Annotated in this window: 20 protein-coding genes; 9 read left to right on the top strand and 11 right to left on the bottom strand. The window is 64.6% G+C overall.

Annotated features, from left to right (window positions below; genetic code table 11):
• Positions 1 to 15 precede the first annotated feature (15 nt).
• Together FNV92_RS17760 and FNV92_RS17755 are read left to right on the top strand one after the other, a co-directional pair.
• The gene (locus tag FNV92_RS17760) at positions 16 to 1,467 is read left to right on the top strand and encodes a short-chain fatty acid transporter (RefSeq protein WP_015686037.1); all 1,452 of its coding nucleotides are present in this window, start codon (positions 16 to 18) and stop codon (positions 1,465 to 1,467) included.
• A gap of 324 nt (positions 1,468 to 1,791) precedes the next feature.
• The gene (locus FNV92_RS17755; protein ID WP_143845467.1) at positions 1,792 to 2,142 is read left to right on the top strand and encodes a hypothetical protein; all 351 of its coding nucleotides are present in this window, start codon (positions 1,792 to 1,794) and stop codon (positions 2,140 to 2,142) included.
• 61 nt (positions 2,143 to 2,203) lie between these two features.
• Here the strand turns inward: FNV92_RS17755 and FNV92_RS17750 are convergent, their stop codons facing one another.
• Both FNV92_RS17750 and FNV92_RS17745 read right to left on the bottom strand, forming a co-directional pair.
• Positions 2,204 to 2,608, bottom strand: a complete 405-nt coding sequence (locus FNV92_RS17750; protein WP_143845469.1) for a (R)-mandelonitrile lyase — start codon at positions 2,606 to 2,608, stop codon at positions 2,204 to 2,206.
• Positions 2,609 to 2,633: 25 nt separating this feature from the next.
• A complete protein-coding gene (locus tag FNV92_RS17745; protein WP_015686034.1) occupies positions 2,634 to 3,332 on the bottom strand; it encodes a ribonuclease activity regulator RraA in 699 nt (232 codons plus the stop codon).
• Positions 3,333 to 3,580: 248 nt separating this feature from the next.
• Between FNV92_RS17745 and pxpB the strand changes: the two genes are divergently transcribed.
• From pxpB to FNV92_RS17730, 3 genes are read left to right on the top strand one after another with little or no spacing between them, the layout of a single operon-like run.
• Positions 3,581 to 4,312 (top strand): 5-oxoprolinase subunit PxpB, encoded by a 732-nt coding sequence (gene pxpB / locus FNV92_RS17740; RefSeq protein WP_143845471.1) that lies wholly within the window; start codon positions 3,581 to 3,583, stop codon positions 4,310 to 4,312.
• Positions 4,309 to 5,346: a 5-oxoprolinase subunit C family protein gene (locus tag FNV92_RS17735; RefSeq protein WP_143845473.1), complete on the top strand. Its 1,038-nt coding sequence runs from the start codon at positions 4,309 to 4,311 to the stop codon at positions 5,344 to 5,346. Before pxpB ends, FNV92_RS17735 begins: the two co-directional genes overlap by 4 nt.
• Positions 5,347 to 5,378: 32 nt before the next feature.
• Positions 5,379 to 6,149 carry a LamB/YcsF family protein gene (locus tag FNV92_RS17730; protein ID WP_143845475.1) on the top strand — a complete coding sequence of 257 codons (771 nt, stop codon included), beginning with the start codon at positions 5,379 to 5,381 and terminating at the stop codon, positions 6,147 to 6,149.
• On the opposite strand, the gene FNV92_RS17725 is transcribed toward FNV92_RS17730, so the two are convergent.
• The 5 genes from FNV92_RS17725 to FNV92_RS17705 form a co-directional block, all read right to left on the bottom strand.
• Positions 6,150 to 6,302 carry a hypothetical protein gene (locus tag FNV92_RS17725; RefSeq protein WP_168213664.1) on the bottom strand — a complete coding sequence of 51 codons (153 nt, stop codon included), beginning with the start codon at positions 6,300 to 6,302 and terminating at the stop codon, positions 6,150 to 6,152. It abuts the gene before it with no gap.
• Between the two features lie 293 nt (positions 6,303 to 6,595).
• Positions 6,596 to 8,203 carry a sulfite reductase subunit alpha gene (locus FNV92_RS17720; RefSeq protein ID WP_143845479.1) on the bottom strand — a complete coding sequence of 536 codons (1,608 nt, stop codon included), beginning with the start codon at positions 8,201 to 8,203 and terminating at the stop codon, positions 6,596 to 6,598.
• Positions 8,200 to 9,981 (bottom strand): NirA family protein, encoded by a 1,782-nt coding sequence (locus FNV92_RS17715; protein WP_143845481.1) that lies wholly within the window; start codon positions 9,979 to 9,981, stop codon positions 8,200 to 8,202. Before FNV92_RS17715 ends, FNV92_RS17720 begins: the two co-directional genes overlap by 4 nt.
• 331 nt (positions 9,982 to 10,312) lie before the next feature.
• Positions 10,313 to 11,476, bottom strand: a complete 1,164-nt coding sequence (locus tag FNV92_RS17710) for a CmpA/NrtA family ABC transporter substrate-binding protein (RefSeq protein ID WP_143845483.1) — start codon at positions 11,474 to 11,476, stop codon at positions 10,313 to 10,315.
• Positions 11,473 to 12,063, bottom strand: coding sequence for an ANTAR domain-containing response regulator (locus FNV92_RS17705; RefSeq protein WP_015686026.1), 591 nt, complete (start codon positions 12,061 to 12,063; stop codon positions 11,473 to 11,475). The genes FNV92_RS17710 and FNV92_RS17705 overlap by 4 nt, the downstream gene beginning before the upstream one ends.
• A gap of 111 nt (positions 12,064 to 12,174) precedes the next feature.
• Between FNV92_RS17705 and rimO the strand changes: the two genes are divergently transcribed.
• Positions 12,175 to 13,500 carry a 30S ribosomal protein S12 methylthiotransferase RimO gene (gene rimO / locus FNV92_RS17700; protein WP_143845484.1) on the top strand — a complete coding sequence of 442 codons (1,326 nt, stop codon included), beginning with the start codon at positions 12,175 to 12,177 and terminating at the stop codon, positions 13,498 to 13,500.
• Between the two features lie 167 nt (positions 13,501 to 13,667).
• On the opposite strand, the gene FNV92_RS17695 is transcribed toward rimO, so the two are convergent.
• The 3 genes from FNV92_RS17695 to FNV92_RS17685 all read right to left on the bottom strand — a co-directional run bounded on the left by FNV92_RS17695 (position 13,668) and on the right by FNV92_RS17685 (position 15,479).
• Entirely contained in the window at positions 13,668 to 14,081 is a 414-nt protein-coding gene (locus FNV92_RS17695; RefSeq protein ID WP_143845486.1) for a carboxymuconolactone decarboxylase family protein, read from the bottom strand.
• On the bottom strand, positions 14,014 to 14,445 hold the full coding sequence (locus FNV92_RS17690) for a MerR family transcriptional regulator (RefSeq protein WP_015686023.1): 432 nt from the start codon (positions 14,443 to 14,445) through the stop codon (positions 14,014 to 14,016). The genes FNV92_RS17695 and FNV92_RS17690 overlap by 68 nt, the downstream gene beginning before the upstream one ends.
• Positions 14,446 to 14,531: 86 nt before the next feature.
• A complete protein-coding gene (locus FNV92_RS17685) occupies positions 14,532 to 15,479 on the bottom strand; it encodes a hypothetical protein (protein WP_143845488.1) in 948 nt (315 codons plus the stop codon).
• 307 nt (positions 15,480 to 15,786) lie between these two features.
• Between FNV92_RS17685 and FNV92_RS17680 the strand changes: the two genes are divergently transcribed.
• The 3 genes from FNV92_RS17680 (at position 15,787) to FNV92_RS17670 (ending at position 18,979) form a co-directional block, all read left to right on the top strand.
• Entirely contained in the window at positions 15,787 to 16,761 is a 975-nt protein-coding gene (locus FNV92_RS17680; RefSeq protein ID WP_244623682.1) for a tetratricopeptide repeat protein, read from the top strand.
• A 109-nt stretch (positions 16,762 to 16,870) separates the two neighbouring features.
• Positions 16,871 to 17,512, top strand: a complete 642-nt coding sequence (locus tag FNV92_RS17675; RefSeq protein WP_015686020.1) for a hypothetical protein — start codon at positions 16,871 to 16,873, stop codon at positions 17,510 to 17,512.
• 270 nt (positions 17,513 to 17,782) lie between these two features.
• Positions 17,783 to 18,979, top strand: coding sequence for an acetylornithine transaminase (locus FNV92_RS17670; RefSeq protein WP_143845490.1), 1,197 nt, complete (start codon positions 17,783 to 17,785; stop codon positions 18,977 to 18,979).
• A 97-nt stretch (positions 18,980 to 19,076) separates the two neighbouring features.
• Here the strand turns inward: FNV92_RS17670 and FNV92_RS17665 are convergent, their stop codons facing one another.
• Positions 19,077 to 20,051 carry a quinone oxidoreductase family protein gene (locus FNV92_RS17665; RefSeq protein ID WP_143845492.1) on the bottom strand — a complete coding sequence of 325 codons (975 nt, stop codon included), beginning with the start codon at positions 20,049 to 20,051 and terminating at the stop codon, positions 19,077 to 19,079.
• Positions 20,052 to 20,058 lie beyond the last annotated feature (7 nt).

Below are 20,058 nucleotides of genomic sequence, written 5' to 3'. Positions count from 1 at the left end.
AATTGGGGGCTGACAATGACGACTGTATCCGGCGACTCTCTCAACGGGAGCGCATCAACCGAGACCAATCTGCTGGCGAGATTCTCGCAACGCCTCGTGGTCTTCTCCGAGCGCTGGTTTCCGGACGCCTATGTCTTCGTGCTGATCGCCGTGATCGCGATTGCGATCGGCACCATCGTGCATGGCGGCTCCCCGCTCGCCGTCAGCCGAGCGTTCGGCGACGGCTTCTGGAATCTCATTCCATTCACGATGCAGATGGCCCTGGTCGCGATCGGCGGCTACGTCGTGGCGATGTCGCCACCGATCGCGGCCGCGCTGCGGCGCCTGGCCGCCGTGCCCTCCACCGGGCGCGGCGCCGTGGTGTTCGTCGGAGTGCTCAGCATTCTCCTGTCGCTGGTCAATTGGGGCCTGAGCCTGATCTTCTCCGGCCTGCTGGTCCGCGAGATCGCGCGGCGCACGGACATCAAGCTCGACTACCGGGCCGCTGGCGCTGCCGGCTATCTCGGCCTCGGCTGCGGCTTCACGCTCGGCATCACCTCGTCGGCCGCGCAGCTTCAGGCCAACGCCGCCAGCATTCCGAGTTCGCTGCTGCCGATCACCGGCGTCATCGGATTTTCAGAGACGATCCTGACCTGGCAAAATCTGGTCACGACGATCCTCGTGACGGTCGTGTCGGCCGTCATCTGCTATCTGACCGCGCCGAACGCGGCCGGGACCAGGACCGCGCAGGATCTCGGCGTGTCGCTTGAAGACGACACGATCAAGCCGAAGGCTCCCGCCCGGCCCGGCGACTTCCTCGAATTCAGCCCGATCCTGACCATCCTGATCGTCGTCCTCGCCCTTGGCTGGCTGTGGCAGACATTCCAGTCCGGCAATCCGCTCATCACACTGTCGGGCCTGAACACCTACAACTTCGTCTTCCTGATCCTCGGCATCCTCTTGCACTGGCGTCCCCGCAGCCTGCTCGAAGCGTTCTCCAAGGCGATGCCGAGCGTGTCGGGCGTGCTGCTGCAATTTCCGTTCTATGCCGGCATCGCCCAGATGCTCACCAAGGTGCCGAACGCCAAAGGCGTGACGCTGTCGGACACCATTGCGCACTGGTTCGTCGATGCCTCGGCCAGCACGACGGTCTTCTCCTTCCTCGTGGGCATCTATTCGGCCGTCCTGGGCTTCTTCATTCCATCCGCCGGCGGCAAATGGATCATCGAAGCGCCCTACATCATGAAGGCGGCAAATTCGGTCGGGGCACATCTAGGCTGGACCGTCATGGTCTACAACATCGCCGAAACGCTGCCGAACTTCATCAACCCGTTCTGGATGCTGCCGCTGCTCGGGATCCTCGGATTGAAGTCGAAGGATCTGATCGGCTACACGTCGATCCAGTTCCTGATCCATTTTCCGATCGTGATGATCGTGGCGGCGATCCTGATGTCGACGTTTACGTATCATCCGCCGGTCCTCCCCTAGGACTGCGCAAGACGCTGCGGCAGCGGGAGCTCACTCAATCCCGCTGCCGGCGGTCGGACGAAGAAGGCCAGGCGCGATCTCGGATTGGGGCTGTGCAGGCTTTCGGTGACAGAGGAAGCCTCCGTTTCGACCGAGCCAGCGGTAGAGCGGGAGCCGCCGCCCGCCCCCCCGAAAAGCCCGCCTGCTCGCCCGTCTCGTCGATCGGATCAAGAACTGACCCAAGGTGCGCTACGTCACAGAGCCCTCTTGGGGCGTGACACCTCTCACATCGCCCGCCCCTCCCCCGTGACACGATCCCTCCAGGCTCAACCAAAGGGGCGTGCCATGAACGGTTTTCGCAAGTGTCTTTTCGCCACCATCGTCGCCATCGCATTGCCGGCCGCGCAGGCGAACGCCAGCACTTTCGACGGCGCATGGAACGTGCGGATCTCGTCGTCGAGTGAGACCTGCGGCAACGGCGCGACCGTCTCGATAGGCATCAACAACGGGCAGATCGCCTCGAGCAGCGCCATGGTGACGGCGTCGGGCCGGGTGGCCGATGCCGGCAACATCAACGTCACTCTGAGCACCGGGATCAAGCGAGCAGTCGGGTTCGGCCGGCTGAGCGGCACGTCCGGCTCCGGCACCTGGCGCGGTGCCATGTGCACGGGCACATGGACCGCGGAGCGGCAGTAGATCTCGGCCCCGGATCAGCAATGCACCGCCCACGCGCTGCATTGCATCCGGGGCACGACAGCTAGCCCAGCGGCGCGCCGTACTCTGCGTCCGTGACCGGCTCCAGCCAGGTCGAGAACGCGCCGTCGAGCGCTTCCTGCATGGCGATGTGGCACATGCCGTTGTCAGGCGTGGCGCCATGCCAGTGCAGTTCGCCCGGGGGAATCCAGACGGTGTCACCGGGACGGATTTCCTTGACAGGGCCGCCCTTGGTCTGGACGCGACCCACGCCTGAAATCACGTAGAGCGTCTGCCCGAGCGGATGGTGATGCCAGTTGGTGCGTGCGCCGGGCTCGAACGACACGCGCGAGCAGTTCAGCCGCGCCGGCGCGGGCGCCATGATCACGGGGTCCTGCAACACGGTGCCGGTGAAGTGTTCCTTGGGCGCGCGGCGGGTCGGCCGCGTGCCTGCGACAGTGATCTCCATGGGGGTATCCTCGCTTCTGTTCTGGTTACTTCTTGCTGGCGGCGTAGCGCGCCTTGGTCTCGGCATTCATGGGATAGAGGCCCGGCAGCACGGCGCCGTTGTTCACCTCGTTGACGATCCAGGCTTCCATCCGCTCCTGCTCGACGCCCTCGTTGAGCACGTGGTCGAGCATCGCCTGCGGGATCAGCACGCAGCCGTCCTGGTCGGCGACCACGATGTCGTTCGGGAATACGGCGACGCCGCCGCAGCCGATCGGCTCGCCCCAGCCGACGAAGGTGAGGCCCGCCACGGAGGGCGGCGCGGCATAGCCGTCGCACCACACCGGAAGGTTGGTGCCGAGCACGCCCTCGACGTCACGCACCACGCCGTCGGTGACGAGCGCGGTCACGCCGCGCTTCATCATGCGGGCGCAGAGGATGTCGCCGAAGATGCCGGCGTCGGTGATGCCCATGGCGTCGACCACGGCAATACATCCCTCCGGCATCGCCTCGATCGCGGTACGGGTCGAGATCGGCGACGACCAGGATTCCGGGGTCGCCAGGTCCTCGCGCGCCGGCACGAAGCGCAGCGTGAAGGCCGGCCCCACCAGACGCGGCATGCCCGGGCGCAGCGGGCGCGCGCCGCGCATCCAGATGTTGCGCAGGCCCTTTTTCAGCAGGACCGTGGTGATGGTGGCAGTGGTGATGCCGGCGAGGGTCTTGCGGGCTTCGGGGGACAGCGACATGGACGAAAACGAGCTCCGGATGGGCGGGAAAGAACGCCGCGCATCTTGCGAGCCGGGGGCTTGCCGTCAAGGGCCAAGACGGCACTGGAAATGCAGGGGTGCAGCGCAGTTATGCGACGCGATAACAAGGCTTTATCGCGGCCCCCTGCATTAATTTATTGGACTTGCGGGCGCATTTACGCGAAGCAGGACAGCGCGGAACTCAAGGATGAGCCCGCGTTTCTCCAGCAGCCCGATTTCGACAACTCATGGCCGCGACGCTTCCCCCGCCCCGCCTTCTGCCCAGTGGCGACAGTGCCGTCACGGTCGAGTTCAGCCGCACCATCGACGACGCCGCCAACGAGCGCGTGCTCGCGCTCGACAAGGCGCTGGCGGCAAACCCCATCGACGGCATCACCGAAACCGTGCCGACCTATCGCTCGCTGCTGGTGCATTACGATCCCGGCACCATCGGCTTCGAGGCGCTCGGCGACAAGATTCTCCCGATCGCCAGCCAGCCGTTGCCGCCGGCCACCAAGGCGCGGCGCTGGCGCATTCCCGTCGCCTATGGCGGCGAGCACGGCATAGATCTGGAGGATGTCGCCAAGGCACTGAACACCACGCCCGACGACATCATCGCCTGCCATTCCGGCGGCGACTATCGGGTTGCCATGATCGGATTCACCCCGGGGTGGTCCTACCTCAGCGGCCTCGACAAATCCCTGCAGATGTCGCGGCGGCAATCTCCGCGGCTGCTGACGCCTGCCGGCACGATCTCGATCGGCGGCATCCAGGCGGGCATCCAGTGCCTGGCCGCGCCGAGCGGCTGGCACCTGCTCGGCCGCACGCCAGTGCGGACCTATCAGCTCCACCGAAATCCGACGTTCCTCACTGAACCTGGTGATCGCGTGACGTTTTTCGCCATCGACCACAAGACTTTCGGGGAACTCGACCGCGCCGCCGAAGCCGGCGAGATCGTCGCCGAGCAGGTGACGGCATGAGCCGGCTCGTCGTCGCCTCCATCGGGCCTGCAAGCTCCGTCCAGGACGGCGGCCGCCATGGCGCGCAGCGCTATGGCCTGACGGTCAGCGGCGCCATGGACCGGCTGTCGCTTGCGGCCGCGAATACGCTGGTCGGAAACGAGCCGTTCGCCGCCGCTGTCGAGATCGGCCCGTTCGGCGCCTCCTTCACCGCCCGCGACGGCGCCGTGCGCGTCGCGATATCAGGCGCGCCGCGCAATGCTGACATCGCCGGACGGCCGGTCGCCATCGATACATCGGTGACGCTGAAGGACGGCGAGACGCTGACGCTGGGCTTTGCCCGCGGCGGTGCATTCAGCTATCTCGCAATCGAAGGCGCCATCAAGGGCGAGCTGGTGTTCGGCAGCCTTGCGGTGAATGCACGCGCGGGCCTTGGCAGCCCCTACCCGCGCCCGCTCCAGGCCGGCGACGAGTTCAATGTCGATGCCGCGAGCGGCGCGCCCGAGTTGCGCATCGAACTGCCGAAGCCGGTGAGCGGCCCGATCCGCGTTCTGCTGGGACCGCAGGACGACGAGTTCGACGACGCCAACAAGGCGCTGTTCCTGGACAGCGAGTGGAAGATCTCGGCGACCTCCGACCGCATGGGCTACCGGCTCGAGGGGCCCGCGATCAAGCATCTGCACGGCCACAACATCGTCTCCGACGGCACCGTCATCGGCAGCATCCAGGTGCCCGGCGATGGTGCGCCGATCGCATTGATGATGGATCGCGGCACCACCGGCGGCTACCCGAAGATCGCGACCGTCATCACGGCCGACGTCGGCCGGCTCGCGCAGACCTCGGTGGGAACGGCGTTCCGCTTCCGAGAGGTCACGATGGCGGAAGCGCAGGACGAGGCGCGCAAGTTTGCGCGACTCATCAAAGACCTGCCCGATCGGCTGCGCTCGTCCGATACCGTCGAACTCAATATCGAGGCACTCAGCGATGCCAACGTTGCAGGCTATGCGGTGAGCGCCGTGGATGCCGGGACCTGGCAGGTCACGGCGGAGCCGTAAAAGACAAGACGACCCAAGGTGGAGAGCACCCCATGAAGACGATCGATCTCAACTGCGACCTCGGCGAAGGTTTTGGCGCGTGGGAGATGGGCAACGACGCCGCCATGATCGACCTTGCAAGCTCGGTCAACGTCGCCTGCGGCTTTCATGCCGGTGATCCCGACATCATGCGCCGGACGGTCGAACTGGCAAAGGCGCGCGGCGTCTCGGTCGGCGCGCACCCCGGCTACCGCGACCTGCACGGCTTCGGCCGGCATCCGATCATGGGCATGAAGGCCTCCGAGATCGAGAACCTCGTCGCCTATCAGATCGGTGCGCTGCAGGCGATCGCGACGGCGGCCGGCCACAAGGTCACGCATGTGAAGGCACATGGCGCGCTGTCCAACGTCGCCTGCGAGGACGACATGACGGCCAAGGCGATCGCCGCCGGCATCAGAGCGGTCGACCCCAATCTCATTTTTGTCGTGCTCGCCAATTCGAAGCTGGTAAAGGCCGGTGAAGACGCCAACCTGCCGATGGTACACGAGGTGTTCGCCGATCGCGCCTATGAGGACGACGGCAACCTCGTCTCGCGCAAGAAGCCCGGCGCGGTGCTTCACGATGCCAAGGCAATCGCCGACCGCGTGGTGCGCATGGTGCAGGATGGCGCGGTGGTGTCGGTGACGGGCAAGATCATCAAGATGCGGGCCGATACCGTGTGCATCCATGGCGACACGCAAGGTGCCGTCGAGATCGCGCGCACGCTGCGTCAGGCATTGAAGGAAGCTGGGATCGAAGTGGCGCCGTTCAAGCGCGGGGCGTGATCAGAATGGGTGCACCGACAGCGTGCCGAACACGATCGCCGCGATGACGGCGAACGCGCCATAGAGCGCGACATGATGGACGCTCGCCACGGTCCGGCGCGAGAGCGAGCGCGCGTAGAAGTGCAGCCTGGCTTCCGCAGATAGTTCGCGCATGGTCGATCTCCAACGCCCCATTTGCGGGAGTATGAGGGATCACCCCCGGGGGCCGGCAAGACGGCCACGGAAATAGCGATGCTGGTTCTCCGAGGGAGCCGGATCGCAGGCACAAATTCTCTCGGCCGGCGAGTTCCGAGAATCTTATTCGTTAAACTCCGAGCCGACTGGAACCGACTCGGGACACGTTGGGAGCATCAAACCCAAGGAGCCGAAAACAACCCCATGCACAGTAGACCGCGATCGCCGGCGCGTTGCTCCGCCCCGGCGATTCACGGCAATCTCACAGTGCCTTAGTAGACGTCAGCCTGGAAACGGCCGGTCTTCTTGAGTTCGGCCACGAAACTGACGGCCTCGTCGGTCGAGCGCGCGCCGAATTGGGCGACGATATCGACCAGTGCACGCTCGACGTCCTTGGCCATGCGCTTGGCGTCGCCGCAGATGTAGAGATGCGCGCCCTCGGCGAGCCACGTCCACAGCTCACGGCCAACCTCGCGCATGCGGTCCTGCACGTAGAACTTCTTGTCGCCGTCGCGCGACCAGGCCAGCGACAAACGCGTCAACTGACCCGAAATCTTCATCGCATTGAGTTCGTCCTGGTAGAAGAAGTCGCAATCGCTGCGCTGATGGCCGAAGAACAGCCAGTTCTTGCCGGGCGCACCGGTCGCCTTGCGATCGAGCAGGAAGGCGCGGAACGGCGCGATACCGGTGCCGGGGCCGATCATGATCACAGGCGTCTTCGGATCCTCGGGCAGGCCGAAATTGTGCGCCTTCTGCACATAGACCTTGAGCTTGTCACCCTCCTTGATGCGCTCGCCGAGGAAGGTCGAGGCCACGCCGATGCGCTTGCGCTTGCCGACGACGTAGCGCACGGAATCGACCGTCAGCGACAGCTTGCCCGGCGTTGCATTGTGCGAGGACGAGATCGAATATAGCCGCGGCTGGAGCGGCTCCAGCGCCTCGACGAAGGCCTCCGGATGCGGCCGCGTGCCGGAAAACTTCTGCAGCGCCGCCATCACGTCGAGCGTGGCGGCATCGCCATCGGGATCCTCGCCCTGCGCCAGCGCCCGCGCCTTTTCGCGCTGCGCGCCGCCGGTGATGAAGGAGATCAGCTCGAACAGCGAGTCCGGCGCCGGCGATAGGGAGACGTCGTCGGTCAGCACCTCGCGCAGCGTCTTGCCGTTGATCTTGGTCGTATGGGAGGCACCGAGCAGCGCAATGATCTGATCGACAAGGCCGATGTCATTGCGCGCGAACACGCCAAAGCTGTCACCGACGACGTAGTCGAGCTTGCTGTCGGAGAGATCGAACTCGACGTGATAGGTTTCCTTCTCCGAGGCGCCCTTGTTGAGCAGGCGCCGTGACAGGAAGGTTGCCGCGACCGGATTGTCACGGGAGCGGCCGGGCTCGGCAATCGTCACGGTCACGGCGGGTGCCGCCACCGCGTCCGCCTTGTCGGGCGCTTTGGCTGCGGGTGCCTTGTCGAGCTCCTCGTACAGCGACTTCAGCATCCGCGCGGTTTCCTTGCCGCCGGGAACGCAGAGATTGAGCCGCGCTTCGCTGCGGTTGGCAATCGCATCCGAATAGTCGTTGCAATTGTAGCCGCACTGGCCGCAATCCTGCTGCGCCATTGCCGCCATCATCTTGCGACGCACGGGGCGGCCTTCGGCGAGCTTCATCCGATCGGCGATCGGCATGGTCTGGTCGTGCCACGGCGCTTCGCCATCGTCGCCGTCACCGGCCTGCATGACCACGGCGCCCTGTTCGGCCGACAGCGGCGTGGCGACGTCAGGCGACAGCAGCCCGGCAAAGAAGCCGTTCAGCCAGGAACGCTGCGCGTCCGAGAACGGCGCGCTGGCGGGAATGATGTCGAGTTTCGGTGGAGGCGTGATCTGGTTCATGCGGACACCTGTGCATCGGCAAGCTTGCGCAGCGTCTCGCCGTCATGGCGGCGCACAAAGGAGAGGAAGGTTTCGTCGGGCGAAGCGCGGTGGGCGATATAGGCCTTGAGCAGGCCCTCGACGGTCTTCGGCGCATCTTCGGCCTTGAGGTCGTGATAGACCTCCTGCCCGACATCGGCATCGGGACCGAATCCGCCACCCGTGAAGAGGTGATAGCCTTCCACCGTGTCCTCGTCGTTCACAGGCACGCGCGCGCCGATCAGGCCGATGTCGCTGATGTAGTGCTGCGCGCAGGAATGATGACAGCCGGTGACGTGGATGTTCACCGGCTTGTCCATGGCAACGCGCGGCTCGCACCAGTCGCCGATCTCGGCCGCATTGCGCTTGGTATCGGAGGCCGCGAAGCGGCAGCCGGCATTGCCGGTGCAGGCGATCAGCCCGGCGCGGATATGCGATGCCTCGACCGCGAGCCCGATCTGCTTGATCGCGGCGATGGCGAGCTCGACATTCTCGTCGCGCACGCCCGATATCAGCAGGTTCTGCCACACCGTCAGGCGGATCTCGCCGTCGCCGAGATCCTGCGCGACCTTGGCAAGGCCCCGCATTTGATCGCAGCTCATCTTGCCCAGCGACAACGACACGCCGATCCAGTTGAGGCCGTCCTGCTTCTGCTTGTGCACGCCGATATGCGCCATGCGGTCCGACACAGGTCGCGGCGCGAACGCCTCTTCCGGCACGCGTGTAAAGGGCGTCTTCAGCCGCTCCTCGACCAGCTTGAGGAAGGCATCATGGCCCATGGCGTCGAGTACGTATTTCAGCCGCGCCTTGTTACGGTTGGTGCGATCGCCGTGCTCGGTGAACACCCGCACGATGGCATCCGCGACAGCGGTCGCCTGCTCCGGCTTGACGATGATGCCGGAGTACTTTGCGAAGTCCTTGTGGCCGGTGATGCCGCCGAGGCCGAGGCGGAACCACACGCCGGGCGCGACGCCGAACCCGTCCTTCACCTCATACGCGGTGAAGGCGATGTCGTTGGTCTCCTCCAGCACCGCGACCTTGCCGGCGCCGTCGAAGGCGACGTTGAACTTGCGCGGCAGGCCGTAGAGCGAGCGGTCATTGAGGATGTGGTAGTGCCACTCGCGCGCATAGGGGCGCGTATCAATCAGCTCCTGCGGATCGATACCGGCCGTCGGCGTGCCCGTGACGTTGCGGATGTTGTCGGCGCCGGAGCCGCGCGAGCACAGGCCGAGGTCCTGGATGCCCTCGATCAGCAGAACGGCATTCTTCGGCGGGATCTCGCGCAGCTGGAGATTGGATCGCGTCGTTGCGTGGCTGTAGGGACCGCAGAGCTCATCAGCGAGATCGGCGAGGCCCGACAGCTGCCAGTGCTTCATGATGCCGTTCGGAATGCGCAGCCGGCACATGTAGGAATCCTGCGTCGGCGCGACGTAGAAGATGCCGTAATAGCGCCAGCGGAAATTGTCCGCAGGGCTCGGGGGCGCGTTGTCCGCCGCCTGCTGGCGCAGCCGCGGATAGGCATCGAAGGGATGCTCGTCGCGCTTGAATTTCTCCTGGTCGGCGAGCTTCCTGCCCGACGCGATGACCTTGTCCTGCGCCTTGATGTGCACAGCATCGGGACCAACAGGCTCGGCATTCGCCTTGCCGGCACCGCCGCCCAGACCGCGACCGACCCGGCTGATCTGCAGACCGGTCGTGAAGCCTTCGAGATAGCGTTTCTGCTCGTCGGTAAAGTCGACTGAGAGCGTATCGATTTTCATGGTCGGTAACGAAGCTCCTGCGGCCACCTGGGTGGATCGACGGAAAATTGTGCGACCCCCGAGAACTCAGCTGGCTCTGGAGCCCGCTTCGCTACCCGACGGTCCAATCAGCTTCGTTGCTGTGGGACTTGGCTCAGCAGGCATCTGTGACAGGCTGGCCGCACTGCAACATACAAGTTGCGTGCCAGCTTCGTTGATTTGAAAATCGATGCATTTTCAGATGATTACGGATAGTTCCGCAAAGTCCTGGGCGGGAACTCTCACGAAATTCGGGCAGCGCGCTCAAAATTTAGCCGCTGGCCCCGCGCGCTCAAAAACAATGCAGATCGAATCAGGGTCTCCAGCGCCCGACCGCGAAGGCCTCAAGATGCCCCCGAATGTTGTCGGGATCGAAGGCGGGGCCGGCGAAGGCGCCGAACGCCGCGGGAGCTTCGGTGGGCGGCCGCTGGCCGAGGGCTGCGTCGTACAGATCCGGCCTGAACACGGCCATGGCGGTCCTGACGCCATCGGGTGTCAGCGCGGTCTGCCCCCAGCGCACCATCTGAGCATAGAGCCAAGCGGCCTGGACCGGATCGGGGCGCCCTGCCCCTTCACGCCCGACCAGCAGGTAGCGAGCGCTTTCGCGGAAGGTCCCGTCCGGCGAGATCTTCAGGCGTCCCGTGAGGGTGCGCTGGATGACCTCGGCATCGACCCCGATCCGCTCGGGCTGCGCCAGAATCTGCGCCGCTTCGGTCAGGTTCGCGGAATCCTCGATGAATGCGGCGCCCTTCACCGCCGCGCGCACCAGGCTCGCGACCACATCCGGATTCTTGTCGGCCCAGACCTGGCGGACCGCCAGCACCTTCTCCGCGGCACGCACGAGAATGTCGGAAACAAAATGCAGGATGTGGCCGATGCCGAGATCGACCGCGACCGAATTCCAGGGCGCGCCGACGCAGAACGCATCGACATGGCCGCTCTTGAGGCTGTCCACCATGTAGGGCGGCGGCAGCACCACCAAGCGTACGTCCTCGTCGGGATCGACGCCGGCCGCGGCCATCCAGAACCGCAATTGGTAATTGTGAGTCGAGAACGGGAAGGTCATGCCGAAGGTCAGCGGCTCGGCCCCCGCCTTGCGCCGTTTGGCGACCACCTTCGCCAGCGCTTTCGCCGTGACGAGCGGATCGAAGCGGTCGCCGTCGATCTCCTCCATCAGCGCCGCATGAAGCGCCGGCGAGACCGTGATCGCATTGCCGTTGATGCCGAGATTGAAGGGCGCGGCAATCGGCACCTTGACGTGGCCGAGCCCGAGCGAGGATGCGATCGCCACGGGCGCCAGCAGATGCGCGGCGTCGAACAGCCCGATATTGAGCTTGTCGCGGACGTTGGACCAGGACACCTCGCGCACCAGCGTGACGTCGAGGCCCTCGGCGGCGGCAAAGCCCTTGTCGACGGCAACGATCAGCGCGGCGGCATCGACCAGCGGGATGAACCCGATGCGCAAGGGGATCGTCATTTCAGCATCTCCGACGCGGTGATGATCGACTGGGCGATCTCGCCGATTTTCTTCTTCTCGCGCATCGCGGTGGAGCGCAGCAGCACGTAGGCCTCGTCCTCGTTGAGGCCTTTCACCTTCATCAGGATGCCCTTGGCCTTCTCGATGACCTTGCGGTCCTCGAGTTGCGACTTGGTGCGCTCCAGCTCCTCCTGGAGTTTTGCAAAAGCATTGAAGCGGGACACGCAGAGGTCGAGGATCGGCTTGATGCGCTCCTTCTTCAATCCGTCGACGATGTAGGCGGACACCCCCGCCTCCACCGAGGCCTGGATCGAGGCGGAATCGCTCTGGTCGACGAACATCGCGATCGGCCGCCGCACGGCGCGGCTGACCTGGAACATCGCTTCCAGCACGTCGCGGCTGGGGTTTTCCAGATCGATCAGGATGATGTCGGGATCGACCGCATAAATACGGGCCAGCAGGCTCTGCATTTCGCTGATATGGACGAGCTGGGTGAACCCGGCCTCCCGCAGCCCCTCCTGGAGGATAGCGGCCCGGATCGGGCTCTCGTCGACAATCACGATTTTAGGCGACTGTTCGGCGCTCATTGCTCACTCACCACCGGCGAGCCATCCATAGCATGCCGGGGGACGATGCAAAGGGTTGTAATTATGGGCAATTGGGACTAGCTCAGGCCTGTCAATCAGGCAGATTTGGATATGGATCAGACGGCTGCGCCCAAGGTCAGCTTCGTGTCGCTCGGGTGTCCCAAGGCATTGGTGGATTCCGAGCGCATCATCACGCGCCTGCGCGCGGAGGGCTATGAACTCGCCCGCAAGCATGACGGGGCCGACATCGTCATCGTCAACACCTGTGGCTTCCTCGACAGCGCCAAGCAGGAGTCGCTGTCGGCGATCGGCGAAGCCATGGCCGAGAACGGCAAGGTGATCGTGACCGGCTGCATGGGCGCCGAGCCCGAGCAGATCGAGCAGGCCTATCCCGGCGTGCTCTCGATCTCCGGCCCGCAGCAATATGAGAGCGTGCTCGACGCCGTGCACCGCGCGCTGCCGCCCGCCCACAATCCGCATCTCGATCTGGTGCCGCCGCAGGGCATCAAGCTGACCCCGCGCCACTACGCTTATCTGAAGATTTCCGAGGGCTGCAACAACCGCTGCACCTTCTGCATCATCCCGAAGCTGCGCGGCGATCTCGTCTCGCGCCCGGCCAATGACGTGCTGCGGGAGGCCGAAAAGCTGGTCGCCGCCGGCGTGAAAGAGCTGCTGGTGATCTCGCAGGACACCTCGGCCTACGGCGTCGATCTCAAATATGCCGAGAGCCCGTGGAAGGACCGTCAGGTCCGCGCCAAATTCCTCGACCTCGCGCGCGAGCTCGGCGAACTCGGCGCCTGGGTCCGGCTGCAATATGTCTACCCCTACCCGCATGTCGACGAGGTCATCGCATTGATGAATGAGGGCAAGGTGCTGCCCTATCTCGACATCCCGTTCCAGCATGCGAGCCCCGAGGTGCTGAAGGCGATGAAGCGCCCGGCAGCGCAGGACAAGACTCTGGCGCGCATCAAGCGCTGGCGCGAGGAATGCCCTGATCTGGCCCTGCGTTCGACCTTCATCGTCGGCTTCCCCGGCGAGACCGACGCCGATTTCGAATATTTGCTCAATTGGCTGGATGAGGCCGAGATCGATCGTCTCGGCTGCTTCAAGTACGAACCGGTCGCCGGCGCCACGGCGAACGCGATCGAGAGTCCGGTGCCCGAAGAGATCAAGCAGGAGCGCTACAATGCGCTGATGGCGCGCCAGCAGAAGATCTCGGCGCGACGGCTGAAGCGCAAGGTCGGCACGCGCCAGCAGATCATCATCGACGAGGTCGGACCGACCGTGGCCAAGGGCCGCTCCAAGGCCGATGCGCCGGAGATCGACGGCGCGGTGTATCTCAACAGCCGCCGCCCCCTGCGCGTCGGCGAGATCGTCACCGCGAAGATCGAGCGCGCGGATCAATACGATCTGCACGGTAGCGTCGCGGGGTTCTGAAACACGAATGCTTCGACGGCGTCATGGCCGGGCTTGTCCCGGCCATCCACGCCTTGCGGCGCGGTACGAAGAACGTGGATGCCCGGGACAAGCCCGGGCATGACGGCCTCGTATGAATGCTCGTATGCGATAGCGCAGCCACTGACGTCGCTAGGACTTTCGCGCCGTCACGCCGTCGACGCCTCCCGTCCGTCATGCGCGGAAAACACCTCCTTGGCTGCGAACAGTCCGTTCAACGCCGCCGGGAAGCCCGCATAGACGGCCATCTGCATGATGACCTCCACGATCTCATTGCGAGACAGACCGACGTTCAGACCCGCCTCGATATGCACCTTGAGCTGGGGTGCGGCATTTCCGAGCGTCGTCAACGCGGCGATCGTCGCGATCTCTCGATCGCGCAGGCCGAGGCCCGGGCGGCAGTAGATGTCACCGAACGGAAACTCGATCACGTATCGCGCGAAATCCGGAGCGATGTCGGCGAGTGAGGCGACGACCTTTTCGCCGGCTTTGCCGTCAATGCGTGACAGGGCCCGCTGGCCGCGATCGAAGCGGCTTTCGGCTTGTGGTTGGGCGTGCGTCATCTTCCTTCGTCCTCTGTTCGTCGCTGGCATAGCCGGCGATCTTGGTATCAAGGACGAGCAGGCATTCCTGGAGTTCGGCAATCTGCGTGCGAACCTGTTCCCGGTGGATTTCCAGCATCTGCCGCCGGGCTGGCCCGGTGGCTTCGCCTTCATCACGAAGCGCCGCATAACGCAACATGTCCCGGATCGGCATTCCCGTGGTCTTGAGCCGACCGAGGAATTCGATCCATGTGAGGATCGATGCGTCGAAGTCACGCTGGCCGGAGCGATCCCGGTCTGCGTATGGCAGCAGCCCGATGCGCTCATAATAACGCAACGTGTGGGTCGACAAGCCGGTTCGTTTTGCGAGGTCGCCGATCTTCATGTGTGCCCGTTCTCGTACTGACGCACGGACAGATACCCCTTCGAGCGCACTCTAAGTCAAGGGGATCGAAGGTGCCGTTCCGAGCTTCAGGCTTCCGCCAGCCATCTCGGCACCCAGCGCTCCGGCCTTGGGGCGCGGGCGAGATCGGCTTTCGCCTCGGATAACATTGCCGGCTCGCCGCCGATGGCCGGCCGCACGTCGTATTCGAAAATCGGCATGACACGCCCGTCGGCGTAGAGGCCGAATTTCATCGCGTACCACAGCCCGAGCTCGGGCTGTGCCGTCCGCATTTCCTCGCGTAGATCGCGCAGCAACGATTCGACCGACGCGGCCTCCTCGAACGGTTGCGGGCCGCGCGACAGCACGCGCGCCTCGTACTGCTTGCCGACGATGGCGACCTCGAAATGCGTCTTGTCCCAGGCATTCTTGCCCTTCGGCAGATGAGCAGCAAGGCGCCAGCCCAGCTCCGCCATCAGGCGATGATTGGCCCAATACTCTTCGCGATCACGGCTCCATTTTTCCATGAAGCCGCGGAAGTCGGGCAGATCAGGCGAGCCGTCGTCACACGCCGCCTTGTCGCCGGACGGCTGTCCGGCAAGCCATCGCGCCAGCTCGACGGTCTGACACTCGACCTCGTCATGCGGCTTGAGATCGCTCCAGGCCTTGCCGAATTGCTGCGACGTCAGCTTTGCCAGCAAGCCGTCGAGGCTCGGCGCCAGCAGCTCATAGTCGCCCTCGGAGCCCAGCCCCACGATCGGCGGATTGTCGCGGTCCAGACCCGCACCATACCAGCCGCCGACGGCCGAGCCATCCGGCAGCCGCATGAACAGCGAAAAGCTGTTGCGCAAGGGACTGCCGTCGAAGATCGGCGCGGAATCGGAGAATTGGCCTTGCAGGGAAAAGCAGCCGACGCTGCCCCATGGTCGCTCCTTCAGCCAATCGGCAAAGTCGACGAGGAGCGACGGCGCCTCGATGCCCGGCGGAAACGCGCCGCGAATGCTGTCGAGGTCGATCGGATAAGGCGTCTCGGGCAAGGCTTTTAAACTATCTGTTGGTCCCGCCTTCTTGGTCTGAGCCGTAACACATTCGGTTCGAACCAAGTCGCGTCCTTCGATCACAAACGCGCTAGAGGCGCAATGGTTTCGACGCGGACAAATAATGAAACACGATCAAACGTCAGGAATTTTCTTCAAGCTGTCGGCAATAGGCGCCGCGATGGCCCTGCTCGCGCTGTCGACCCCCGCTGCCGCGCGATCCCCGGCGGCCGCGCAGTTGCAGAAATAGTGTTACGCCGATGACGACGGGAGCAGCGAGGACCAGCGCATTACCGGCTGCTCGGCCGTGCTCAAAGCCGACCCCAACGACGTGCATGCGCTCGCCAATCGCGGCGAGATGTTCCGGCGCAAGGGCGATGCCGAGCGCGCCCTGGCGGACTTCAACCGCGCCATCGATCTCGATCCGAAAGATTCAGACCTCTGGTACAATCGCGGCATCGCCTATGACGATCTCGGCGACAAGGATCATGCCATTGCCGACTACACGCGCGCCATCCGACTGAACGCCCGCGACGCGCTCTATTACAACAACCGCGGCAACTCGCTCATCGACAAGAACGAGTACGAGCGCGCGATGGCCGATTACGACCAGGCCATCAAGCTCGATCCGAAATTCGCGCTGGCTTATTTCAATCGCGGCACCGCCTATCGCGACCATCGCCAGGACGACCGCGCTCTTGCGGATTTCGACCTGTCGATCAAGCTCGACCCGAACTACGGCCCGGCCTACGGCAACCGCGCGCGCGTCTTCCGCGACCGTGGCGACCGCCCCCGCGCACTGGCCGACTTCGCCAAATCGCTGCAGCTCAGCCCGAACAACGACCGCGATTTCTATGCGCGCGGGAACATGTATTTCGATACGTACGAGTATGTGCTGGCGCTGGAGGACTACGATCGTTCGATCAAGGCAAATGGCAACCGTGCCGACGTATTCAACTCGCGCTGCTTCACCCGCGCGATCCTCGGTCGCCTGGAGGCGGCGCTGGCCGATTGCGACCAGTCGCTGCGGATGGCCCCCAACGACCCTGATACGCTCGACAGCCGGGCCCTCGCTCATCTCAAGCTCGGCAATCTCGACGCGGCGATTGCCGATTATGACGCGGCGCTGGGCACCAAGCCGCAGCTCGACAGTTCGCTCTACGGGCGCGGACTTGCGAAGCGGAAGATGGGCGACAACGACGGCGCTGAACGGGACATTGCGGCCGCCAGGGCCATTAACGCCGGCATCGCCGATGTGTTCGCCCATTACGGCGTCGATTAATCCGCGCTGCGACGTCCGCGCGGGAAATGTGACACTATATTGCATTCACGCAGGGGTCACGGACTCGTCCTAACTCTCAGCTGCTTTTCAACGCGAGCGAGGAACGAGGATGAGCCACCTCTCGAACATGCTGCGCACGCAGCGCTTCGATGATTACCGCTTTTACCACCAGAGCACCGTCAACCAGACGCTGCACCTGATCAGTGCCGTGATCTTCCTCGGTTGCTATGCGTTGCTTTTCAAGGACCCGGCGCTTGCCGGCATCGTCGGCTGGCTCGCGATGCTGACGCGGCAGACCGGGCATTTCTTCTTCGAGCCGAATGGCTACGACGCCGTCAACGACGTCAGCAACGACTACAAGGAAGCGGTCAAGGTCGGCTACAACCAGACCCGCAAGATCGTCCTGCTGCTGGTCTGGGGAAGCGCGCCGATCGCGCTGTACGCCTATCCCACGTTGTTCGGGCTGTTCGATCTTCCCACCGACCGCTTCGACTTCGTCCGCCATGTCGGCGCGCTCTGGCTCGCGATCGGCATCGGCGGCGGGCTTGCGCGCATGCTCCAGCTGTTCGTCACGCGCGACGTCACCACCGGGCTGGTGTGGGCGTTCAAGGTGCTGACGGATCCCTTCCACAACATCGCGCTGTACTGGAAATCGCCGCTCAAGCTGCTGCGCGGCGAGCTAATCGACAGCGCGATTGCCGATGCGGACTGGGGCGACGAAGACGCCGGGGAAGCCGCGCATCTGACCTGACCGATGCACGCCGGGCGGGTGTTTCGCAAAACGCCCGCTTGACAAGCCCTGCCATTGGCATGTATTGCCGCGCCCCATGATCAACGCTCGGACCCATCAGCGCACCGAAATGCTCCGCCGTCGCTTCCGCGACGACGAGAGGGTGCGCCATGTCCGACGACGCCGCTGAAGCACTGAATTCAGCGCAGTTCTCGAGAAAGGCCGCACCCGCAAGGTGCGGCCTTTCTGCTTTTCGCACCCCGATTCCACCCGCCCCCAGAGGAGTTCGACATGACCACCGCCACGCATCCGTATGACGCGCTGATGGACATCACCGCACGGCCCAAGGCCGTGTTCGTCCGCGGCGCGGGCTCCTACCTCTGGGACGACAGCCGCAAGCGCTATCTCGATTTCGTGCAGGGCTGGGCCGTGAACTGCCTCGGCCATTCGCCGCCGGCGATCGCCGATGCGCTCACCGCACAGGCCAAGCGGCTGCTGAATCCGAGCCCCGCCTTCTACAACGCGCCAAGCCTCAACCTTGCCAAGGCGCTGGTCGACCACAGTGCCTTCGACCAGGTGTTCTTCACCAATTCCGGCGCGGAAGCCAACGAGGGTGCGATCAAGCTCGCGCGCAAATATGGCAGCCTGCACAAAGGCGGCGCGTTCGAGATCATCAGCTTCGAGGGCGGCTTCCACGGCCGCACGCTGGCGACGATGTCGGCCTCCGGCAAGAAGGCGTTCGAGCCGTTGTTCGAGCCGAAGGTCGCCGGCTTCAAGAAGGCCAAGCTGAACGACATCGCCTCGGTCGAACGCCTGATCAACGACAACACCGTCGCGGTGATGCTCGAGCCGATCCAGGGTGAATCAGGCGTGTGGCCGGCGACCGATCAGTTCCTGCAGCAGCTGCGCACGCTGACCGAGGCGCACGGCCTGCTGCTGATCTTCGACGAGATCCAGACCGGCATGGGCCGGACCGGCAAGCTGTTCCACTACGAGCACGCCGGCATCGCGCCCGATATCATGACGCTCGGCAAGGGCATCGGCGGTGGTGTCCCGCTCGCGGCCCTGCTCGCGACCGAACGCGCCTCCTGCTTCGAGCACGGCGACCAGGGCGGCACGTTCAACGGCAACCCGATCATGTGCGCCGCAGGGCTTGCGGTGATGGAAGCGGTCAGCAAGCCCGACTTCCTCAAGGCGGTCACCGAGACAGGCCTGCTGCTCGAAAGCGAGTTGCAGAAGGTCTCGGCCCGGCACGGCCTCGGCGGCGTGCGCGGCCGTGGCCTGCTGCTCGCGCTCGACCTCAAGCTGCCGATCGCGCCTGCCATCGTCGCCCAGGCGTTCGAGGCCGGCGTGCTCCTCAACGCGCCGCAGGTTGACACGCTGCGCTTCATGCCGGCGCTGAACGTCACGCGGGCGGAGATCGCCGAGATGGTCGATTGTCTGGACGGGATATTGACCAAGGCGGGAGCGGCCCGGCGGGTGGCGTAGCCTCGTCATTGCGAGGAGCGAAGCGACGAAGCAATCCAGACTGCCTCAACGGATAGATTCTGGATTGCTTCGCTTCGCTCGCAATGACGGCGAGGGCTTACGGCTTCAAAATCGACGCGCCCGTCGTCTTGCGGCTCTCGAGATCGATATGCGCCTTGGCGGCGTCCTTCAGCGCGTAGGCGTGGTTGATCGGCACGTGCAGCTTGCCGTTGATGACGGCGGAAAACAGCGTGTCGGCGCCTTCCAGCAGTTCCTTGCGCGTGCCGACGTAATCGTTGAGCTTCGGCCGCGTCGCGAACAGCGAGCCGTGATTGTTGAGCTCGGCGATCGAGAACGGCGGCACCGGCCCTGAGGCATTGCCGAACGAGACGAACATGCCGCGCGGCTTCAGGCACGACAGCGAGCCTGGAAAGGTCGCCTTGCCGACGCCGTCATAGACGACGTCGCAGCCCTCGTTGCGGCTGATCTGTTTGACGCGCGCGACGAAATCCTCCTCGTTGTAGAGGATGACGTGGTCGCAGCCATTGGCCTCCGCAAGCTCGGCCTTCTCGCGCGAGCCGACCGTGCCGATGACGTGCGCGCCGAGCGCTCTCGCCCATTGGCAGGCCAGGAGCCCGATGCCGCCGGCGGCGGCGTGGATCAGCACGCGGTGATGCGGCTCGACCTTGAAGGTCTTGTGCAGGAGATACCAGACCGTCAGCCCCTTGAGCATCAGCACGGCGCCCTGCTCATAGGTGATGTGGTCGGGCAGCTTGACCAGCTTCTCCCAGGGGATGTTGCGTTCGCCGGTATAGGCACCGAGATTGTGGTAGTAGGCGACGCGGTCGCCAGGATGGAAATTGGTCACGCCCGGTCCCACCGCCATGACCTCGCCCGAGGCCTCGTTGCCGACGATGAAGGGCAGGCCCGGCGCCTTGTAGAGACCGGTGCGATAATAGACGTCGATGAAGTTGAGGCCCACCGCATGCTGGCGGATGCGCACCTCGCCGGCAGCAGGCGCCGGTAAGTCGACGCTCTCATAGACCAGGGCTTCGGGGCCTCCGACCTTGTGCACACGAACAGCTTTGGTCATTGCCTGA

Origin of the sequence: Bradyrhizobium cosmicum (assembly GCF_007290395.2) — a bacterium.
GTDB lineage: Bacteria > Pseudomonadota > Alphaproteobacteria > Rhizobiales > Xanthobacteraceae > Bradyrhizobium > Bradyrhizobium cosmicum.
This window is presented reverse-complemented; position numbering and strand designations above follow the sequence as displayed.